This window comes from Vibrio sp. Vb0937 (assembly GCF_033338855.1).
On sequence record NZ_JAWOTK010000032.1, the window covers coordinates 15,301 to 35,200 of the forward strand.

The window sequence follows — 19,900 nt, forward strand, 5'->3', positions numbered from 1 at the left end:
GTCGGAGTGACCTACGTTTTCGTTGATTTATTTCTTCGGCAACGCTCAGAACAGTAAACGATTTCCTCCCAATTTCGCGCCCACTTCTTTCTCCAAGAAAATGGGCGCTGACAGACCGGACAGACTTTCATGGGAAGGTTGGATTTAAAACCTTTCATCGCGCTGAATGTTCACTCCTAATTTGGTTAAAACTACTTATCAAATAGGTACAGGTAATCGCCGTAGCCTAAACTCGCCATCTTGTTCACAGGTACAAATTTCATCGCAGCAGAGTTCATGCAATAGCGTAATCCCGTCGGCTTCGGACCATCTTTAAACACATGACCTAGGTGTGAATCACCAAACTTACTGCGGATCTCCGTTCTAGGGTAGAGTAGTTTATAATCGGTTTTCTCCACGATGTAACCCGGGTTAATTGGTCGAGTAAAGCTTGGCCAACCTGTGCCAGATTTGTATTTATCAGTAGAAGAAAATAGCGGTTCACCGGTCACAATATCAACATAAATTCCCGCTTCTTTGTTGTCCCAGTATTCATTATCAAACGGACGCTCCGTGCCTTCTTCTTGCGTCACGTAATACTGTAGCTCTGTTAAGTTTGATTTGATTTCAGCCTGAGCAGGCTTACTGTACGCTTTCACTTTCGAAAGCAGCTTTTTTTCTTCAATCAACTGTCGAAGTGTTTTAGGACTTTCTTTTCGATCTTCACCAAACACTTCGTCGAGGTATTTATCGCGACCTGATGCGTAGCGGTAGTATTTGTACTTTAGGCTACTCTTCTTGTAGTAATCCTGATGGTACGACTCCGCAGGGTAAAACTTTTCAAACTCGATCAGCTCTGTTTTCAACGGCTTTGGATAGATCATCGCCTTGTCGATTTCCATCATAAACTGCTTAGCAATCTGTTTTTGCTCCGCATTATGGTAGAAGATCGCTGGACGGTATTGAGGGCCACGGTCAACAAATGAACCTTTATCGTCGGTAGGGTCGATATGACGGAAGAAGTAATCCAGCACTTGTTCGTAGTTCACGACAGCAGGATCGTACTTCACCTCAATCACTTCAATATGACCATATTTACCAGAAGAGACTTGGCGGTAAGTCGGGTTTTCAATATGACCACCTGAATAACCTGATACAACATCGATTACGCCGGGCAGTTGCTCTAAATCCGATTCTGTACACCAGAAACAACCGCCAGCTAGCGTTGCGATTCTTGTATTCTCTGAAGCCTTCAGCTTATCCATCGTATCGGCGGTACCTGTTTTACTCAATAGTAGAAACAAGACTGGAAGTGCGAAGGAGAAACCGGCCAATAACTTAGACATATTCTTCATAGCTACCTCATCGTTATTTTTGTAGAAAGTGTTACTTGAATAAAAAGTGTTACGTATAGAGAAAGGTAACCGAGCGAAAAAATTACAGTAATGTTGAAAATTCCGTTGCCCTTTTATGCGATAGAGCTAAAGTATCGACAAGAAACATACCGCTAGTAAGGGCAACGATGCCTTGAATGAGCGATGCTAAATGAGGTAAATCATGCAAGCTGAAGTTAAATGGATAGAAGATTTTAAATTTCTTGGGCAATCTCAGTCGGGCCACTCCGTAGTGATGGATGGCAATGGCGGTGCAACCGCACCAAGCCCAATGGAAATGGTACTAATGGCTGCTGGTGGCTGTAGCTCTGTCGATGTTGTTGATGGTTTGAAAACAGCAGGCCAAAAGGTTTCGTCAGTTAATGCCAAGCTAACCACAGAGCGTCGTGAAACCGCACCGCGTATCTTTACGCAAGTGAATATCCACTTTGAAGTGTCAGGTGACGAGCTTGACCCAGAAGTCGTAGCAAAAGTGGCGGCTGACTCGCTAGAAAAATACTGCTCGGTTTGCTTAATGCTAGGCGAAGGTGTTGAGATGACCCACAGTTGGGAAATTGTGTAAGTTGACAGACTCCACAAAATATAAAAACAGGAAAGAGAAAAGTCCGGGCTTTTCTCTTTTTTTATTTCGCAGTTCACGTACCTTGTGAGGAATCTGAAAGCAGTAATTGCAGGTTGTAGGAGTCTTCCAGTGATAGAACTAGAAAAAATGATGTCTGGCCAGGTCTTTGATGGCATGGACAAAGAAATTGACGCCATTAGAAGCCATGCTCTTCAAGCACTTAGAGCGCTCAATAATAACACCGACGAAAGTCAGCGCGACGAATTGCAAAAGCAGCTATTTGGCAAGGTAGGCCGTTGTATTGTCCAGTCCCCTTTTCATTGTGAATTTGGTAAGACCATCGAAATAGGTGAAGAAACCTTTATCAACATGAACGTGGTCATGCTCGATGGTGCCAAAATTACCATCGGGAACCACGTGCTCATTGGACCGAGCGTGCAATTTTATACCGCTTCTCATTCTGTTGATTACCGCAGTCGCCGACGTTGGGAAACGTTTTGTAAACCCATCACGATTGAAGATGATGTGTGGATTGGCGGTAACTCCGTTATTAACCAAGGTGTAACAGTTGGCGCTCGCTCGGTGATTGCAGCGAACTCGGTCGTTAACCATGATGTGCCGCCAGATTGTCTATACGGAGGCACGCCAGCTAAGTTAATTCGTCGTCTCAACGAAGAAGAATTATTGTAAGAGAGCAAGCGTCGTTGTGACAATTATATAGCTTCCGAGAAGAATATAGCTTATTCGAGTTACATTAAGCCCAAATAAGCTATTTCTACATTATTCAACTTCAAAGTTTCAACTTGAACTTGAAAAACAATAAGGTATTAAGGGTTTAAACTATCTACTAATGCGAGTATTCCAGCTGAAGAGAATACGACTATCAGCATAGAGGAGTTTATAATAATTATTCCTATTAATAGAATTGATAGTGAGCGGTACCATCTAGGCACTTCTTTGGAGATATCGGGTAACTTTCGTTTTTTACCTGAGCTAGGTTGGACGATTAAACGAACAAACATCAATGTTCGGAAAAATGCGTAAGGCCATCCCGTAAATAGAGCTAGTTCGAAAGTGTTAAAATAAGGTTCTGTAAAGTAACTATTGACAACTTTTTTTGGCATTAAAATATGCATGATACCTATAAATAATGTCTGGAGAAAAATAATCAATATTCCAGAAAACATTAAGTATCCAATAATATTCCAAACTAATTGCATATGGCACCCAAGTTTGTCTTTGAAACTAAGTCAGGCTGAGAGCCTAAGTTGTTGTATGTAAGCACAGCTGCTTTACCGGAGGCGTACCCAATAGCGGTAGTACCGGCAGCGAGTACAATGGCAGTCCCCCAGCCAATAGGGTTTGATACTAAAAATAGACCGACTAACGCGCTGGTACCCATTCCTACAACTGTGCTAGTTATTGACTCAACAAAAATTTCATTCTTCTCATGTTGGTCTTGTGTATTCGCAATCTGAATGCAGGAAGCCGTCAGACCAACACCGACTAAAACATGTCCGCCCACTTTAGATGCTTGAGCTATTTTATTCAGTTTTTCGGCTTGTTTAACTATATGAGCATTCGCAGGTAACCCTCAACTTCGAGCGATGCGGATAGACTCGTAAGCTTTTTATTATCAAGTGATAAATTTAGCCTTTCATATGGAGTACCATACATGTTTAATATAATTGATGATAAGTTATCATGAGTTTTTATTTTATACTCAAATAATCCCGACACAGAGCACCTTTAGCTAATAATTTGTTTGTGCAGATACTAACAAAAAACTATATTTAAAAAGGTTTATTTTTTGCATTCTAGACTTTCATTTTAAAAAGTTACAAATTAGCTGATGTATTTATTATTTGCATGAAATTGTTAATGTGATTTTTTACATTTAAAGTGTGATATTAAACTTGGTTGGATAAGTGAAGGTCATACATGATTTGCTAGTGATAAAAAACCTGCGATAAAAAATACAAGTGCTAACATTGTAGAGTTTATGATAATTACCCATATTAATATGAAGGATAATAGACGGTACCACCTAGGCACCTCTTGGGATACATCGGGTAACTTTCGCTTTTCACCTGAGCTAGGTTGAATGATTAAACGAACAAACATCAATGTTCGGAAAAATGCTTAAGGCCAACCTCCAAATATAGTTGGTCGTGTATAAAATGGATAACGTGTAATGGCGAGATGTAAGCCTTGCACAACTAACAAAGGTTGGTTAAACAAGGCTAATAGTCGGTTATGGATGAATAACGATTTGTTGCTCCTCTGTCATCACAAGTGTCGCTTTGCTTTGTTCGATAAGTTGGGCAGCATAAGAAGGGGTAACGGCCTGCATATCACCTTTAGATCGAAGAGTTAAAGACTCCCACGCTTGATCTCGATATTTCCCTGCTTGGGTGTATTGAATCAGTACTTTCATAGCTTCACGCTCCGGTGTGGTTGACGTGCTACTTAAGTTAACGATCTTAGGTTGGTTGCGCATCTGTTAAAAATGAAACATTAGTTTAACTAAATGTGCCTTTCCAAATATCTCGCATTGAGCAGAGCAATGTAGAATCCTTGTGATGGAAGGATGAAGAACACTCAATCTTTCGATTCATACTGCGCAATATAATGTTTGAGAGATTTGGTTTCCGCACTCTGAAACTCTTCATCGTGCATACGCAGTGCTTGGATACGGTCGAGGCGGAACTGGCGATAGTCATCGCGCAATTCGCACCAGGCGACCAGCGTCCAGACTTTGCCCCAAAAGAACTGGCCTAACGGTTGGATTTTTCTCTCGGTCACCTGTCCGCTTTCATCTTGGTAATCCAAACTGACCTTAAACTGATGATCAATCGCGTGGCGCAGAAGCTGCCCTCGTTTGGCAGTCTCGGATTGGGTGTGATAATCGGGCACAATCAGCGGACAATCTTCCACTTGTTGTTTGAGCTTATCTGGCAATACCGAAAGTATTTTGGTGGACGCAGAGTGAGACGCTTCGGCGAGTTCGGCGTCCGACCAGGCTCGAACCATCCGCATACCCAGTTCAAGCGCCATCATCTCCTTTTCTGAGAACATCAAAGGTGGCAGATGAGAGCCAGCTTGCAACAGGTAGCCGACACCTGCTTCACCTTGAATCGGAACACCAGAACTGAGCAACGACTGAATATCGCGATAAATCGTACGTTCGCTGACTTCCATTCTTTCTGCGAGCTCTTTCGCTGTCACGGCGTAACGCTTTGCGCGCAGAAGCGTCAGTAGCTCAAACAGTCGTTCTGATTTGCTCATGATGTTCCTTATCTAGACCTACTGGTTGTTAGTGGTAGTGTGGCTGATTACTTCTCTAGCTCACTGCACATTTTTAAGTTGTGATGTTTAAGCTCGAAGCTTTCGCAGTCAATCATCGATAACAGAGGCTGAAATTCAACGGCTTGCTTAATCTGTTTTCCCGCCTGTTTTGCATCGTCCATTGAACGCCAGTAAATGATGTCTGTCCACACATCGTCCGTCGCTTCGTGACTGAGCGATCGGTACAAAAAGCCCGGCAGATTCTTCACAAACGTTTGTGACTGTTTGGCAGCAGCGATCACGTCTTGCTCTGTTGTGCCTGCGGTTAGACGAAATTGCACAGTTTCGATAACGGTTTCCATATTGTGATTCCTTATTGGTTTTGGCGGATTGCCTGTTGAGTTCCAAATAAGGTTACGCGGATGGAATGTCAGAACATGTCAGTAGTGAAATCTCACTCACTTATCATCAATATGGTTATTTTTCTGGGCTGTTGTAACGATCCCAGTAAGGTAAATCTGTGCCGAGTTTTTCGCTGATAAAATCGATAAAGGCTCTTACTTTCAACGGCATGTGCTTGCGCTCAGGGAACACCGCATAAATGGCGTGTTCTGGTAGAGAATACTCTTCCATCACCGGTTTTAGATTTCCTGCGGCAAAGTCTCTTCCTGCAATAAATGTTGGCAGTTGAGCAATGCCCGAACCTCTTAACAGCAACTGGCGAATGGCTTCGCTGTTATTGACGATAAAGTTTCCTTTTGGAAGTACCTTGTATTCGCTGCCGTTGTTGATGAACATCCATTCGACGCCGCCACGGAAATAGGAGTAGCGCAGGCAGTTGTGACCGACTAAATCACTTGGTTTTTGTGGTGTTCCAAACTCCGCTAAGTAATCTGGCGAGGCACAAAGCACACTTTTACAAGGGGCGAGGCGTTTTGCGATTAGATTGGAAGAGGTGAGTTCACCAATACGGATCCCCAAATCAAAACCGTCTTTAACCAAATCGACCATTTTGTCTTCGAGGTTTAAATCCACTTCAATTTTCGGGTAACGAGCGAGAAACTCGCTGATCAAAGGCGCGATATGCAGAACACCGAAAGACATCGGCACGGTAATTTTGAGCCGACCTTGTGGAGAGCCTTGCAGTTCCGATACCGCGTCTACGCCTTGCTGGGCCAGATTGAGCGCTTGAGAAGCGTACTCAAAATAGCGTTCTCCCGCTTCGGTCAGGCTCAGCTTACGCGTAGTTCGGTTAAGGAGACGAATGCCCAAATCGTCTTCTAGTTGGTTGATGCGTTTGCTGATCGCCGATTTCGTCAGATTCAGCTGTTTGGCCGCAAGGGAAAAGCTGCCGCATTCGACAACAGCAACAAAAACGGGCAGGGAGGCAATCGCGTTCACATCAATCTCCTATTATCGTGAAGCATTTATTGTTGAGCACAAGGATACAATTAATTTCCAATTATAGAGATTATCTTCAAGAAGAAAACAATCTAGACTATGCACCAGTATTACGACCTTGATTTTGGGAAGAAGAAAATGAAGTACGATTGGATCCTGTTTGACGCTGACGAAACCTTATTCCACTTTGATGCTTTCAAAGGTTTGCAGCTTATGTTTTCTCGCAAAGGCGTAGATTTTACTGAACAAGATTTTGCTCATTACCAAACCGTAAACAAACCGCTTTGGGTGGATTACCAAGACGGCAAAGTAACGGCAGATGAGCTAAAACATAAGCGTTTTACCGAGTGGGCTGAGAAGTTGAATACCACAACAGCAGATCTCAATAGCGCATTTTTAGAAGCAATGGCCGATATTTGCAGCTTGTTGCCAGGTGCAAAAGAGCTGATGGAAGCGCTGCAAGGCAAAGCTAAAATGGGCATCATCACCAACGGTTTTACAGAGTTGCAAGCGATTCGCCTTGAGCGTACAGGGATGACTGAGTACTTCGATAAAGTAGTGATCTCTGAACAAGTGGGCGTAGCAAAACCGGACTTAGGTATTTTTGAATACGCGATGCAGCAAATGGGCAACCCATGCAAAACGCGCGTACTGATGGTGGGTGACAACCTGCATTCCGATATTCTGGGTGGTAATAATTTTGGTATTGAAACTTGCTGGTTAAATACCACAGGCGCAAGCGTCGATGAGCGTATCGCACCAAATTACACCGTTGAGTCTTTGAGTGAACTAAAGAACATTTTGGTGGCGTAACCGAATCGGGTATTATTCCGCAGTAACCCTCAGAAAAATCAAGGAATAACCATGTCAGACATCAAACAGTTAGACAGCAAAGTCGTTTACCTGAATAAGTGGATGACGGTGCGTGAGGACAAAATTTTACGTCCGAGCGGCGCAGAGGGCATCTATGGTGTGGTCGACAAACCTGATTGTGCTGCGATTCTGGCTATCGATAACGGGATGATTCACTTGGTTCAGCAGTACCGTTACACCGTAGGTCAACGTTGTTGGGAGATCCCACAAGGGGCGTGGGAATCAAACCCAGAGGCGGATCATCTTGAGCTTGCCAAAGGCGAGCTGCGTGAAGAAACGGGCATGCAGGCGAGCGCTATGGCGTATGTCGGCGCGCAGTTTATCGCATACGGCTTTTTGAATCAGACATGTCACGTCTACTTCGCCACTGATTTAACGGACGTGGGCAATCAACTCGACAGTGAAGAAGAGGATTTGATCACTCGCGCTTTTTCTGTTGAGGAGTTCGAACAGATGATGATCGACGGCACGATCAAAGATTGTGTCACCATCGCCGCTTATGGTTTGGCGAAGCTGAAGAAATTCATTTAGTTATCCATGACGATTTTTTAGTGAAAACAGCGGCCTAGTGCCGCTGTTTTTAGTTTGGGTGAGCTCGTTGAGCCATTGCTTACTCGTCGATTTTCTTACCTAAGATTTCCACTTGCGCTTTTTTGGTCACCCCCGCGACTTGCAGCGCAGTGCTGCCAACCGATTCATAGTTCAACTCGATTTTGTCTAACTTCGCGTTATCTTTTGTTGGTAGGCTTAAACTTCTTGATGACATGCCTTTAGTCAGAACACCTAAACTGTCGAACGTCTTTTCCTGACCATCTTTCATGATTACTTTAACGCTTTTCAGATCGACCGTACCTTGCGTACATTTGATTTTGATGTGGCTAAAACGAGCGTTAGCAAATGGGGACAGTGGATTGACTGTGTCGGTTTCCGATTTAAAACTGACGGTCTTATCTGCAATCTTATCCCAATTGTTGTCTCCTGCAACCGATTGGAAAGAGGCTACAGCCGCTAAAAGACAGAGTGCGATGGTGTTGAACAGTTTCATAGCTTTTCCTTACCTTAGGTTTAGATATTCTGTTTAATCAGTTCGATGACGTGTGTGACTTCGTCTTGAGTTAAAGCCCCTTCTTTGACGAATAAAATTTCGCCTTGTTTATTTTGTACGATAATCGCAGAACTTTCTTGCTGTAGATCCCAAGTTGTTGCTAATACGCCATTTTTGTCTAACACCATGGAAGACCAAGAGAATGTCTTTTTGCTGTCCTCTGCCGACGATTTAACAAATGTACCGGCTCCCCAAATGGCGTCTTCTTGGTTGATCACGGTTGTGGTCTGATACTGATCTTCAGGAAAGTGAGCGGCAGTGATTGCTGACATCAGCGGCGCGTTCATCTCTTTGGCTTTACTACGACCTGCAATGGCTTGTATCACACGGACTTTGCCTAACATCTGCTGAGTTGCCCAAGGTTGATAAGCCACATCGTCTCCTTGCAGCGTCATTTCGCCATAGGTATCAATGCTGACGGAAGGGGTGGTTTGACCGACAGAAAGGTTATGAGAGAAGGCGAATGTCGGGGCGAGTGCGAGTAAGAGTGACAGAACAGATGGAGTTTTCATTGGGGGTTCCTGTAACGAAGTGAGGTTAGAGCGAATCAAAATAAGGGGCAAATACGATGCCCCTTATCGGATGTGGCGTTTAGTTAGAAAGTACAACGCGCGCATTTAGCGGTTGCAGCGGACGATTGTTTTGTCCCATGACTTCCATCAGTTTCGCGGCTTGATCTTTGGATAAGGTTTGAGTGTCTTTAAGCACAAACCAGCGCACACCTTCTGAACATGGTGGTGTGGTTAAAGAGCCGTTAAATCGATAGTAGTTTGCAGTTTTTGGCAGTAAGTCGTTAATCTCAAACGTATCTTTAAAGAAGGTGGTTTGATTCTCTTGTGGGATTGCGTTGATCAGTTTAGACAGCGCTGCGTTTTGATCGCCAGCATCAAACATCACCGAAATTACCGCCAACTCGCCGTCTGCGTTGGCGTGTACAAAGTGCGCTTCAAGTGGATATTGGCGGCCTTTGATTTGGTTTTCTGAAGGTGTGTGGAAATGGAACTGTTGCAGCTCGAACGTCTCGCCATCGATGGTGAAGCTGTTACGTCCGTTCACTTGCGCTTGCAGCGTATGACCATTGTTGGTTAAACCAATGACCTGACCAGTGTACGAAAGGTTCAGTGCTTCCAGTTTTGCATCGGCTGGGTTGTCGATGTTGATTGGGTTTTGGTTTTTCGTGGTTGCGCAGTCTTTGGCGATTTCTCCCCAGTGTTCTGGCCCGTGTTTGTCATTGCCATAGCCCCATTCCGAAGCCTGAGCCGCGCTTAGAGTGAGAAGTGAGAGTGAAAAAGCAAGTAGTGTTTTGTTCATAATAATGTCTCTGTTCGGTCGCTTTGATAAGCGTTGTTACAAGGCAATGACCTAGAGGTTTGATCACTGCCTGACGAATTAGAAACGGTGGCTGAGTTGGGCACCAATTAGGAACGCATTTGAATGGGTAACGCCCGTCACCATCGGTGCAGGAACACCTTCATACGCGTACTCTTCTACGTTGACATCTTCACCAATCAAGTACGTCATGCCGATGTCAACCGTGGTATCTGATGACCATTGGTAAGAGGCCCCCGCAGATAACCAGTGACGGTTCGAATCTGGGATAGAAAGCGAAGTCAGCTCATCGACAGGTGTTTTGTCGAACATGTAACCCGTGCGTAGTGTCCAACGTTCATTGGCGTACCAAGTCGCACCGATGGAGTAGTGCGCGGAGTCTTGCCACTGAAAATCTTTTAGCAACTGATCATCAGCTTTCAAGCTGTCAAATGCTGACCAACCAATCCACTGCACAGAATAGTGCAGGGCAAATTTAGGTAAGACGCGGTGATAACCGGAAAACTCCGCAATATCCGGTAGCGGCATAGCAAGCGAGTCGTACGATTCGCCAGCAAAGTGGATGTCACCCTTGGCATCAATGTTAGGGCTGTGCTTGTAGCTTAAACCTAAGCGATGACGTTCGTTAAACTCGTACATCATGCCAATGTTCGCGCCAAGCCCAATGCCGCCAGCTTCCACATCAAGTGCGTTGCCTTTTACGGATCCACAGCGTTGTTCTAGTTCGTTTCCAAGTATGTTCCCACCAACGCAAACACCCACGTCCATATCGCGGTACAGCTCACCAGAGCCGTAAATCACATCAATACCACCACCGATACTAAAACGATCGTTCACCTTGTATGCCAAGCTTGCGCCAAGGTTGACACTCGCTACGCTGGTGACACCGCCAAAAACAGGTGCGCCATAGTTTGGTTTAAACTCCATGTCGGTTCCGAAGTTGGAATATGCCGATAAGCCTAGATACCAGTCGTCGTTGATAGGGTGAATAAAGTAAAAATTGGGTACAACGGCTGGTTGACCAACGCCATCGACGTCATCAATGTCGGTCACGGTTTGAGAGAAGGACGGGGTAATGTCAACTTGAGGGGACGGAGGAAAACCACCCATACCAACATTGACATCCGCATTAATGTTAGCTCGATGATATTGCGCATTTTTAACGGTAACGTCAGGTTTGACGTAAGTGACACCGAACGATAAGGCATTTTGTTTAAACAGCGTCATCGCTGCGGCGTTGCGGCTGATTACAGACGCATTATCACCAATGACGGCATCACCAGCAAAAGCACGACCAAGACCCGTCGCAGAATGTTCGTTAATTTGAAAACCACCGGCATACGCCGTCGAGGAGGCTAACCCGATTAATAAATAAATCGGTGAAAGAGTTAATTGTCGCTGCATGTTTTTCTCATGAATTAATTAGAAGTTGTATTGCAACGAAAATCAGTAAAATAAACAAATCTGACCAGTGCATTTAAGAGTAAAACTAACAGTGTGCTGACAATAAGTAAATTTAACTTAATAAATATTTATTGTTGAATTTATTAATGCTTCATGGCGTGAATATAGTGGTTATTTTACGTGTAAATTAAATCCTGAACCTCTATTTTTATTTTTGCGGTATTACTTCTCTATTTTTATTGTACTGACTGTTCCCTAACAAATAGAGGGAAATCCAGCGATAAAGTGTCCGTGATGGAAACTCTGAGTCATTTGTATTTCCATTGCATCCCAACGTTGGTAGTTCGAATCAGCAAGAGAACTATCGTTTAAACCCACATGACACACTCCTCTCGGTCTTACCTGTGTTATGTGGGTATTTTTTTTTAACTTGCCACTTAACTCCTCTTTAAATTCAATCATCAAAGTGACCATCATGAAATTTAAAATGATTGCATATTGAATAAGTTTAGTTTTTACTAGTTTTTTGGTATTTAAAAGTTTTGTTTATAATACTTATAACTTGAATTTCTATATTAAAAATGGTCTTTGCTATACGTATTGAATAATAAAGTTTTGAAGTGACTATAATATCTCTGATTTTTCACGTTAGTGAAGTTATTCATTCAGTTTCTTGACGTTAATTTACCTATCTTTACGTCTCGTACCCTGTACGGCTAAGACAAATAGCAGTATAAAATCAAAACGATTATTTACTTCACTCCTGCTATGAAACTCAATAAAAAATGGCTCGTTTTGTGTGGCCTACTTGCTATTGGTGCTGGTGGTTATCATTATCTGCAACGTCCAGAACCCATTTCTCCTTACGCGACAGAAGTCGTTCGCAAAGGCAATATCGAAAAGGCGGTATTAGCCAACGGCATGTTGCAAGCGTCCAAATTGGTGAATGTAGGTGCGCAAGTATCTGGGCAAATTCAACGTCTCGCTGTGAACTTAGGGGATGAGATAAAACAGGGAGACTTGATTGCACAGATTGACAGCCTGACTCAGCAAAACAGCCTCAAAGAAGCCCAAGCGTCTCTTAATAGTCTCAATGCTCAGTACCAGGCTAAGCAAGCGCAGATTAAACAAGCAAACTATGAATACGTGCGTCAAAAAGGCATGTTGGCAGCGAAAGCGAGCTCACGAGCTGATTACGAGAATGCCGAAGCGACGCTCGCCATCTACAAAGCCGAGTTAGCGCAACTGGATGCCGAAATCGAGAAAGCCAAAATCAACGTCGACAATGCGCAGTTAGATCTCGGTTACACCACCATCAACGCACCGATGGATGGCACGGTGGTCTACACCGCGGTGGAAGAAGGACAAACCGTAAACGCCAATCAAACCACGCCAACTATTATCGAGTTAGCCAAGTTAGATATGATGACGGTGAAAGCCGAAATTTCGGAAGCCGATGTGATTTTTGTTCACCCCGGCCAAACGGCGCTGTTCACCATTTTAGGTAAACCGAATCAGCAGTTTAAAGGGACATTGCGCGCCATTGAGCCGGGGCCAACCATCATGGATGGCGATGACAGCGATTTGAGCATTTCAGATAGCGACGCCATTTACTACAACGCTGTATTTGATGTGAAGAACCCGCAAGGTATTTTGCGTATTGGCATGACTGCGCAAGTTTCGATTGTCCTTGAGCAATCGGAAAATACCTTGATTGTCCCTTCACAAGTGCTGCAAAAATCTGGCGGCAAAGGCAACTATACCGTGCCAGTGCTTGAACAGGGCCAAGTGGTGCAAAAGCCCGTGACAGTGGGTATTAACAACAAAGTGAACGCAGAAGTTCTCTCAGGTTTGAAGGAGGGCGACCAAGTTGTTCTTGGCAATGCTATGGATGGAGAATCATCAAGCCGAGGTGATCGTCGTCGACCTCCAATGAGGTTCTAATATGAGTGACGTGCTTTTAAAAGTTGAGGATTTAACTCGACGATTTGTCTCTGGCGACGAGTCGCTTACCGTGTTGAACCACATTAATTTAGAGATAAAACGCGGTGAAATGGTCGCGATCGTGGGGGCATCAGGCTCAGGTAAATCGACGCTGATGAATGTGCTCGGCTGCTTGGATAAACCGTCCAGCGGTCGATACTTCATTAATGGGCAAGATGTCTCGACGTTGGAATCTGATCAACTGGCGGAACTGCGCCGCGAGTATTTTGGCTTTATATTCCAGCGTTACCATCTGCTGGGGGATTTAACCGCGGTGGCAAACGTGGAAGTACCGGCGGTTTACGCGGGAGTTCCTCATCGTCAAAGAACGGATCGAGCGCAGTCACTATTGGCTCGCTTGGGGCTGGAAGATCGTTTGACCCACAAGCCCAGCCAACTGAGTGGTGGCCAGCAACAGCGCGTGAGTGTTGCTCGTGCACTGATGAACGGTGGTGAGGTGATTCTCGCTGATGAGCCCACTGGCGCATTAGACAGTCACAGTGGGCAAGAGATGATGGCACTGCTTAAAGAGTTGCATCAACTTGGGCATACTATCATCTTAGTGACTCATGATATGAACGTGGCGAACTTTGCGGATCGCATCATTGAAATCAAAGATGGTGAAATCATTGCAGATACGCCAAATGCACAAGTTGTAATCAATGAGCAAGCAGCAAAGACACCGAGCGCATCTTTTCATCGCCCAGCGCAAGCCGCCAGTAAGTGGTGGAAGTGGGACAGTTTTATTGACGCGCTAAAAATGGCGCTGCTGGCGATGTCTAGCCACAGAATGCGCACGTTTTTGACCATGCTCGGCATCATTATTGGTATAGCCTCGGTGGTTTCCGTGGTGGCACTAGGTAATGGTTCACAACAGCAAATTTTGTCGAATATTTCATCCATGGGAACAAATACCATTGATGTCAGGCCGGGCAAAGGGTTTGGTGACCGCCGCTCCGGACGAGTGAAAACGCTAACCGCCGACGATGCTAAATCGTTGGAGAGTCTACCTTTTGTTGACAGTGTCACGCCGTCTTTATCCAACAGCATAACCGTGCGTTACGCCAATCAGGATGCAACTGCGTCTGTGGAAGGCGTTGGGGAAGACTATTTCCGTGTGCGCGGTTATGGGATCGCCAAAGGTCAGTTTTGGGATGAAGAGAGCGTGAACTCACTCGCCCAAGAAGCAGTGATTGATGACAACACCAGAAAGGAAATGTTTGCGGATAGAAATCCGATTGGTGAAGTGATTTTTCTTGGTTCATTGCCAGTGCGTATTGTGGGTGTCACGCAGAAAAAAGAAGACGCGTTTGGCAACAGCGACGCGCTGAAAATTTGGGTGCCATACACCACTATGTCGGGACGCATGATGGGACAACGCTACCTCAACGGCATTACTGTACGGATTGATGAGAACGCCCCAAGTGCGGCGGTAGAGCAGAGCATCATCAACTTGTTAAAAATGCGCCACGGTACAGAAGATTTCTTCACGATTAACACTGACACCATTCGTCAGAGCATCGAGAAAACCACCGCAACCATGACGTTACTGATCTCAGCGATTGCGGTGATCTCCCTAATTGTCGGGGGAATTGGCGTAATGAACATCATGTTGGTGTCGGTGACAGAGCGCACGAAAGAGATCGGTGTGCGAATGGCTGTGGGTGCGCGGCAAGCGGATATTTTGCGTCAGTTTTTGATTGAAGCGGTACTAGTGTGTTTGTGTGGTGGCATTGCTGGTATTGGCTTGGCGTTTTTGATTGGTTTTGCATTCAGTACGTCTGGTAGCAGCTTCCAAATGATTTACTCGATGAACTCGATCATCTGGGCGTTTATTTGCTCAACGTTGATTGGCATCGCTTTCGGCTTTTTACCCGCTCGCAATGCCGCCAAACTCGATCCGATAGAAGCGCTAGCGAGAGACTAAAAATGAGTAACACAATGAAATTCAAAACTCGATTGGTCGCGGCTGCCTTAAGCGCAGTGTGGTTGTCAGGTTGTGGTTCGCTTATGCGTAGCGACTATCAAGCTCCTGAGGTGCAAGTGCCTGCAAATTGGCAACAGATGCATGTTGCGGGTGATGTCAGTATGGATCCTTGGTGGTTGGCGTTTAACGACCCAACTCTTAATCAATACATTACTCAGGTGTTGGCTCAAAATAACGATTTGACGCTGGCAACGCTAACGCTAAAGAAAGCGCGTTTACAGCTGGGTTTAGCGCAAGATGACCTTTTCCCTACGTTGAGTTCTTCCACATCAGGACAAGTTCAAAAATCTCTTGATAGCGGGGAATCGGCAGATAGTTACAGCACTAACTTATCCGTCAATTACGAGTTGGATTTATGGGGAAAAATCTCGGCAGACGTTGACCAAGCCAAGTGGTCGGCGATGGCAAGTCAACAAGATCGCGAGGCGACCGCACAAAGTTTGGTAGCAACGACGGCATCGCTATATTGGCAAATCGGCTATCTGCAACAGCGCTTAAACCTCAGCCAGCGTAATGTGGTAGACGCAGCTCAAACGCTACAATTGATTGAAAAACAGTACCAACTTGGCGCTGTGGATCAGTTAGATGTGCTTGAAGCCAAACGTACGTTGGCAAGCTTACAAGCGCAGCAAAGTGAGTTTGAACAGAGTTTACTTGAGGCAAACAACGCCTTTGCGATTTTGTTCAATCAACCGCCGAAGAGCATCAGTGCAAACATCCAAATGCTGCCTGAAGGCGATATGCCATCGTTGAGTGTTGGTGCTCCGTCTGATTTATTGATCCGCAGACCCGACATTAAAGCCGCGATTTATGACGTCAAAGCCGCGCTAGCAAATAAAGACGCAGCAGATTTGGACTACTTGCCTAAGCTGACGCTCACTGGGGCTTTGGGGGGATCGTCACAAGCGCTCAAAGACCTGCTTTCCAACCCTATAGGCAGTTTAGGTGCGGATATGACGCTACCGTTTTTGCAGTGGAATGAGATGAAAAACAGCCAAGCCATTGCCGATTTAGACTATCAATCGGCCATTGTGAGCTATCGCCAAGTGTTGTACGCCGCATTCCAAGATGTCGAAAATGCCTTGTCGGCACGCGAGAAATTGAAGTATCAGGCGGCGCGTTTACAAGAACAATATGATGCCGCAAGTGCCGCTGAGTCCATTTATGCTGCGCGGTATCAGTATGGTTCGACGTCGATCATGGACTATTTGAATGCACAAGAAGGCACCAGAAACGCGCAAGCTTCTTTGTTGGAGAACCGTTACAACCAGTTTCTCACTCAGGTTACGCTTTACCAGTCTTTAGGAGGAACCGACGTTGCGCCGTTGTAATTAGGGGTCAGCTCACACTAGCGAAGCGCCATGCAACAAAGCCTTTTTTGAAGGTATTACTGGTCCCATCAATGGGACCAGTAATAAAAGCTTAAGTTACTTGGCGAACTTCTTGAAAGGTGCATCAACCGGGGTGTCAGCTAGGTGATTGGTGTAGTTACTCATCACTTTTTGCGCTAGACCAAGTACAATTTCAAGCAGTTGCTGCTGTCCGTAACCCGCCGCAAAGAATTTCTCTATCTGAGACTCTTCCACTACACCACGTTGACGCACCATTTGAAGCGTTGTTTCTCGTAGTGTTTCAAGTTTTTCGTCTGCCAATGGTGTTTGGTTGACGAGGGCATCAACAATCTCCTGATCCACTTTCATTGACGCCGCGATCGCACTATGAGCAGGAACGCAGTAGTGACAACCATGTTCAACGTTGATGGTTTGCCATACGACGGTCAATTCTTCTGCGTTAAATGATGTTTGTTGAAATAGCTCATGCACAACTTGATAACCCTCAAGCAAGGTTGGCGCTTCAGCCATAACAGCATGAAGATTTGGTAGCATGCCAAACGCTTTGACTGAATTTTCAATCAGGTGCTTTGATCCTTCGGGTGCGTTTTCTGCGGTATACAGTTTAAATTCTGCCATGTTTAAATCTCCTGTAATTGGATATGAGCGGATTAGACAAGAACAGGATAGTTGATTTTGAGCGATCGCTCAATATAAAATTGAGCGTATGTTCAAAATTGATAATTGCTCATGGCGAATACAAAGAAATTCCAACGTGATGAAGTGGTGAAAGCCGCCTCGGATCTATTCTGGAAGAAAGGTTTTCATGCAACATCTACACGTGATTTACAAGATAGCGTGAATCTGCGTCCTGGAAGTATCTATGCGACGTTTGGGTCAAAAGAGGGGCTATATTGTGAAGCGCTAAAAATGTATGTTGCGAACTTACAAGCCCTGTTTGAGTTGCATTTAGCTCAGAACACAACGGTTCTAGATGCAATAGAAGCTTTCGCGATTGATGTGGTTATCAATCAGCGAGACTCCAATCCCAGTGAAGTGTGCATGTTAGTCAAATCAGCAAGTGAATTTGCTGAGGATTTTAATGCGCTGCGCAATCAAACAAACAGCTTAGCAAACCAATTTGAATCTTTTCTTGCAAAGCTGTTTGAGCGAGCAATCGAGAATGGCGAAATTGAAGCCCAGGATACATTGCTTCTTGCTCAGTTGTTCCAGGTTCAGTTTACGGGTATACGAGCCTACTCATACCGTAGTGATGATGTAACCTTAAAGACGTTGATCTCTATTATGGTGGACAGCTTCCGCGGTAACGTATCAAAAACAGAAAGCTGAATGAGGCTGCTCAAAGTCAACGTCTCTAAATCAACGGCTTGAAGTAAGCGAGCTCAAATAAACCCGTTATCGGGGTTCGATATCGATAAAAAATGACCACGAAGCATCGTGGTCATTTTTATGCAGATTAACTTGCAATGAACAACAACGGCTTATTAAAAGCGAAACTCTTCTAAGTTATTGCTGCTTTCTAACATTTTTTCAGCCACATAACGATGCGTTGCTGTGGTTGGGTGAGTCACATCCCAGAACACGAACTTATCTGCGCCAGATGCTGCACATTCAGAACGTAATGAGTGAGTGTACATGTAGTCAACAGAGGATGAACGGTTGATGTCTAAGCAAGGGTCGCTTGCATTTACGAAACCGTGTTCTTCTGGTGCCGAGGTTAACTTCTCAAACAGTGCGTGTGTATCAAACAATGCGATGTTGTAGCCTTGGGCTTTGTAGTACATCGCTTGTGCTTTGATGAACTCGTTCATTTTCAATACTTTCGCACGAATCGTTTCAATTTCTTCCTGTGTTGAGTATTTGAACTGTGGTGCTTTGGTTGCATCAGGCAGTGTCATCAACATGAAGTTCTTCGCGCCAGCGTCTGTTAAACGAATCAGAGCTTCAGCGTAATCCGCTTTTACTTCCGGCACGCTACGGTTGTAGTTCATGAAATCATTTAAACCAAACTCTAACGTAAACAATGTGTTAGCAGGGTTGTAGTTCTTCGCCAGCTTTGTGTAGGTTAAGTAAGAAGAAACTTGTTCGCCGACACCAGTTAGCGCGATGTATTGGTTTTCACCTGCTGCGCCACCAACTGCCCAGTTGTATAGCGGTAAGTTTTTGGCTTTAGCAACGTATTCCGTCCAAACAAAACCGTTTGAGAAGTGACCCAAGAACCAGCTATTCGGGTTAGGAAAGCGCCATTGGGACGCGTTAAAGATGTTGCCTGTATCAGACAAGCTATCGCCTAAAGCCACTACTTTGTTGATTTGATCTGGTTGCATTGCAGCATCATTGCTCCAGATCGTGTGGTTATAAGAATAACGATTGTCGGCAGCAAAAAATGTAATGTCTGCGTTCTCGTTCGCTAGATCTAGTGTTTCTTCACAACGCTGGCGAATTACGTTTTGTGAGGTATTGGTGTAGAACATGTTTTTAAATGAAACAGAGCTCCACCAATAACCATCGATAGTGAAGTCACTACCATCTTTGTTTTTTGCCCATTTCCAATCGGTAGCCGCATCGTCCTTAGAGTGGCTCGTACGATACCAGCATCGAACGTACGTATAAGTTTGATTTTCTTGCGCGCTAACCACTTCAGCCGCAGAAACCATTGCCGGTGATAAAGTTGGCTCCTCTGCAATGGCGGAGGCAAGCGGAAGTAATGCAGTTAATAGTGTGATTGTTTTTTTCATCATTCACTCTTCTTGTAATGGTTATTGTTCCGAATGCGTGAATACGCTCGGCTATAACAGTATTTAGATGAGAATTTTTCTCACTAAACCTTCTAATTCTGAGTAAATGCTCAAGACAGTCAACAACTAAATATTCAATATTTCAGTTTTGGCACCACGGTCAAAAAATCCATTCAGCATAGCAATCGATTAAATGGGTGACATTTAGAATAATTACTCACTAACATTAATTTAACATTCACTTTTTGTTAATTAAGTAATTGCTTTATAAGGTTTTGTTGATGATTTTTAATGTTAACTTAAAGTGTTTATTGAATGATCTTTTGTACAAATTTGTATATTCATGAAACAAATTGTTTGGCATTTTTGCTCTGTAAACTATAGCTGAAGCTCTCATGCAAACATCATGATGATGACTTTTCATGAGAATATAGTGAATAAAAATTAGCTCAAATAAGGAATAGGGCAAATGCACTACACAACAAGTAAAAAACAAGGCTTATTT

The 19,900-nt window shown here is 44.4% G+C and carries 21 protein-coding genes; 8 read left to right on the top strand and 13 right to left on the bottom strand.

Going from position 1 to position 19,900, the window contains the following annotated elements; all coding sequences use genetic code 11:
* Positions 1–11 precede the first annotated feature (11 nt).
* Positions 12–158 (bottom strand): DUF2256 domain-containing protein, encoded by a 147-nt coding sequence (locus tag R7P67_RS20965; protein ID WP_005374142.1) that lies wholly within the window; start codon positions 156–158, stop codon positions 12–14.
* Between the two features lie 33 nt (positions 159–191).
* On the bottom strand, positions 192–1,334 hold the full coding sequence (msrB, locus tag R7P67_RS20970; protein ID WP_262652616.1) for a peptide-methionine (R)-S-oxide reductase MsrB: 1,143 nt from the start codon (positions 1,332–1,334) through the stop codon (positions 192–194).
* Between the two features lie 202 nt (positions 1,335–1,536).
* Between msrB and R7P67_RS20975 the strand changes: the two genes are divergently transcribed.
* Positions 1,537–1,935, top strand: coding sequence for an OsmC family protein (locus tag R7P67_RS20975; RefSeq protein ID WP_005374132.1), 399 nt, complete (start codon positions 1,537–1,539; stop codon positions 1,933–1,935).
* Between the two features lie 129 nt (positions 1,936–2,064).
* Positions 2,065–2,625 carry a sugar O-acetyltransferase gene (locus R7P67_RS20980; RefSeq protein WP_262652617.1) on the top strand — a complete coding sequence of 187 codons (561 nt, stop codon included), beginning with the start codon at positions 2,065–2,067 and terminating at the stop codon, positions 2,623–2,625.
* 520 nt (positions 2,626–3,145) lie between these two features.
* Here R7P67_RS20980 and R7P67_RS20985 read toward each other — a convergent pair.
* The 5 genes from R7P67_RS20985 to R7P67_RS21005 form a co-directional block, all read right to left on the bottom strand.
* Entirely contained in the window at positions 3,146–3,460 is a 315-nt protein-coding gene (locus R7P67_RS20985) for a hypothetical protein (protein ID WP_258656584.1), read from the bottom strand.
* Between the two features lie 729 nt (positions 3,461–4,189).
* Entirely contained in the window at positions 4,190–4,372 is a 183-nt protein-coding gene (locus R7P67_RS20990; protein WP_021035913.1) for a hypothetical protein, read from the bottom strand.
* A gap of 164 nt (positions 4,373–4,536) precedes the next feature.
* Entirely contained in the window at positions 4,537–5,223 is a 687-nt protein-coding gene (locus R7P67_RS20995; protein WP_005497912.1) for a helix-turn-helix transcriptional regulator, read from the bottom strand.
* Positions 5,224–5,270: 47 nt separating this feature from the next.
* The gene (locus tag R7P67_RS21000; protein ID WP_005497913.1) at positions 5,271–5,585 is read right to left on the bottom strand and encodes a hypothetical protein; all 315 of its coding nucleotides are present in this window, start codon (positions 5,583–5,585) and stop codon (positions 5,271–5,273) included.
* A 115-nt stretch (positions 5,586–5,700) separates the two neighbouring features.
* Complete coding sequence (locus tag R7P67_RS21005; RefSeq protein ID WP_053307145.1) at positions 5,701–6,624, bottom strand: LysR family transcriptional regulator; 924 nt, start codon at positions 6,622–6,624, stop codon at positions 5,701–5,703.
* Positions 6,625–6,762: 138 nt separating this feature from the next.
* Between R7P67_RS21005 and yjjG the strand changes: the two genes are divergently transcribed.
* Together yjjG and R7P67_RS21015 are read left to right on the top strand one after the other, a co-directional pair.
* The gene (yjjG, locus tag R7P67_RS21010) at positions 6,763–7,437 is read left to right on the top strand and encodes a pyrimidine 5'-nucleotidase (protein WP_005374109.1); all 675 of its coding nucleotides are present in this window, start codon (positions 6,763–6,765) and stop codon (positions 7,435–7,437) included.
* Positions 7,438–7,488: 51 nt separating this feature from the next.
* Positions 7,489–8,028, top strand: a complete 540-nt coding sequence (locus tag R7P67_RS21015; protein WP_262652618.1) for an NUDIX hydrolase — start codon at positions 7,489–7,491, stop codon at positions 8,026–8,028.
* A 79-nt stretch (positions 8,029–8,107) separates the two neighbouring features.
* On the opposite strand, the gene R7P67_RS21020 is transcribed toward R7P67_RS21015, so the two are convergent.
* The 4 genes from R7P67_RS21020 to R7P67_RS21035 form a co-directional block, all read right to left on the bottom strand.
* Complete coding sequence (locus tag R7P67_RS21020) at positions 8,108–8,542, bottom strand: hypothetical protein (protein WP_213866855.1); 435 nt, start codon at positions 8,540–8,542, stop codon at positions 8,108–8,110.
* A 20-nt stretch (positions 8,543–8,562) separates the two neighbouring features.
* Positions 8,563–9,114, bottom strand: a complete 552-nt coding sequence (locus R7P67_RS21025; RefSeq protein WP_213866856.1) for a YtfJ family protein — start codon at positions 9,112–9,114, stop codon at positions 8,563–8,565.
* A 79-nt stretch (positions 9,115–9,193) separates the two neighbouring features.
* Positions 9,194–9,913 carry a carbonic anhydrase family protein gene (locus R7P67_RS21030; protein ID WP_318086057.1) on the bottom strand — a complete coding sequence of 240 codons (720 nt, stop codon included), beginning with the start codon at positions 9,911–9,913 and terminating at the stop codon, positions 9,194–9,196.
* A 78-nt stretch (positions 9,914–9,991) separates the two neighbouring features.
* Positions 9,992–11,335 (bottom strand): OmpP1/FadL family transporter, encoded by a 1,344-nt coding sequence (locus R7P67_RS21035; RefSeq protein ID WP_025768039.1) that lies wholly within the window; start codon positions 11,333–11,335, stop codon positions 9,992–9,994.
* 768 nt (positions 11,336–12,103) lie between these two features.
* On the opposite strand from R7P67_RS21035, the gene R7P67_RS21040 reads away from it, so the two are divergent.
* The 3 genes from R7P67_RS21040 to R7P67_RS21050 are packed head-to-tail and all read left to right on the top strand — an operon-like array spanning position 12,104 to position 16,636.
* Positions 12,104–13,279: an efflux RND transporter periplasmic adaptor subunit gene (locus tag R7P67_RS21040; protein ID WP_262652619.1), complete on the top strand. Its 1,176-nt coding sequence runs from the start codon at positions 12,104–12,106 to the stop codon at positions 13,277–13,279.
* Between the two features lies 1 nt (position 13,280).
* Positions 13,281–15,245: a MacB family efflux pump subunit gene (locus tag R7P67_RS21045; RefSeq protein ID WP_213906710.1), complete on the top strand. Its 1,965-nt coding sequence runs from the start codon at positions 13,281–13,283 to the stop codon at positions 15,243–15,245.
* A 14-nt stretch (positions 15,246–15,259) separates the two neighbouring features.
* Positions 15,260–16,636 (top strand): efflux transporter outer membrane subunit, encoded by a 1,377-nt coding sequence (locus R7P67_RS21050; RefSeq protein ID WP_171344276.1) that lies wholly within the window; start codon positions 15,260–15,262, stop codon positions 16,634–16,636.
* 96 nt (positions 16,637–16,732) lie between these two features.
* On the opposite strand, the gene R7P67_RS21055 is transcribed toward R7P67_RS21050, so the two are convergent.
* A complete protein-coding gene (locus tag R7P67_RS21055; RefSeq protein WP_005374097.1) occupies positions 16,733–17,275 on the bottom strand; it encodes a carboxymuconolactone decarboxylase family protein in 543 nt (180 codons plus the stop codon).
* Between the two features lie 111 nt (positions 17,276–17,386).
* Here R7P67_RS21055 and R7P67_RS21060 point away from each other — a divergent pair, with 111 nt between their 5' ends.
* The gene (locus tag R7P67_RS21060) at positions 17,387–17,986 is read left to right on the top strand and encodes a TetR/AcrR family transcriptional regulator (RefSeq protein WP_054728629.1); all 600 of its coding nucleotides are present in this window, start codon (positions 17,387–17,389) and stop codon (positions 17,984–17,986) included.
* Positions 17,987–18,141: 155 nt separating this feature from the next.
* On the opposite strand, the gene R7P67_RS21065 is transcribed toward R7P67_RS21060, so the two are convergent.
* Positions 18,142–19,398 (bottom strand): type 2 secretion system lipase, encoded by a 1,257-nt coding sequence (locus R7P67_RS21065; protein WP_104980377.1) that lies wholly within the window; start codon positions 19,396–19,398, stop codon positions 18,142–18,144.
* Positions 19,399–19,900 lie beyond the last annotated feature (502 nt).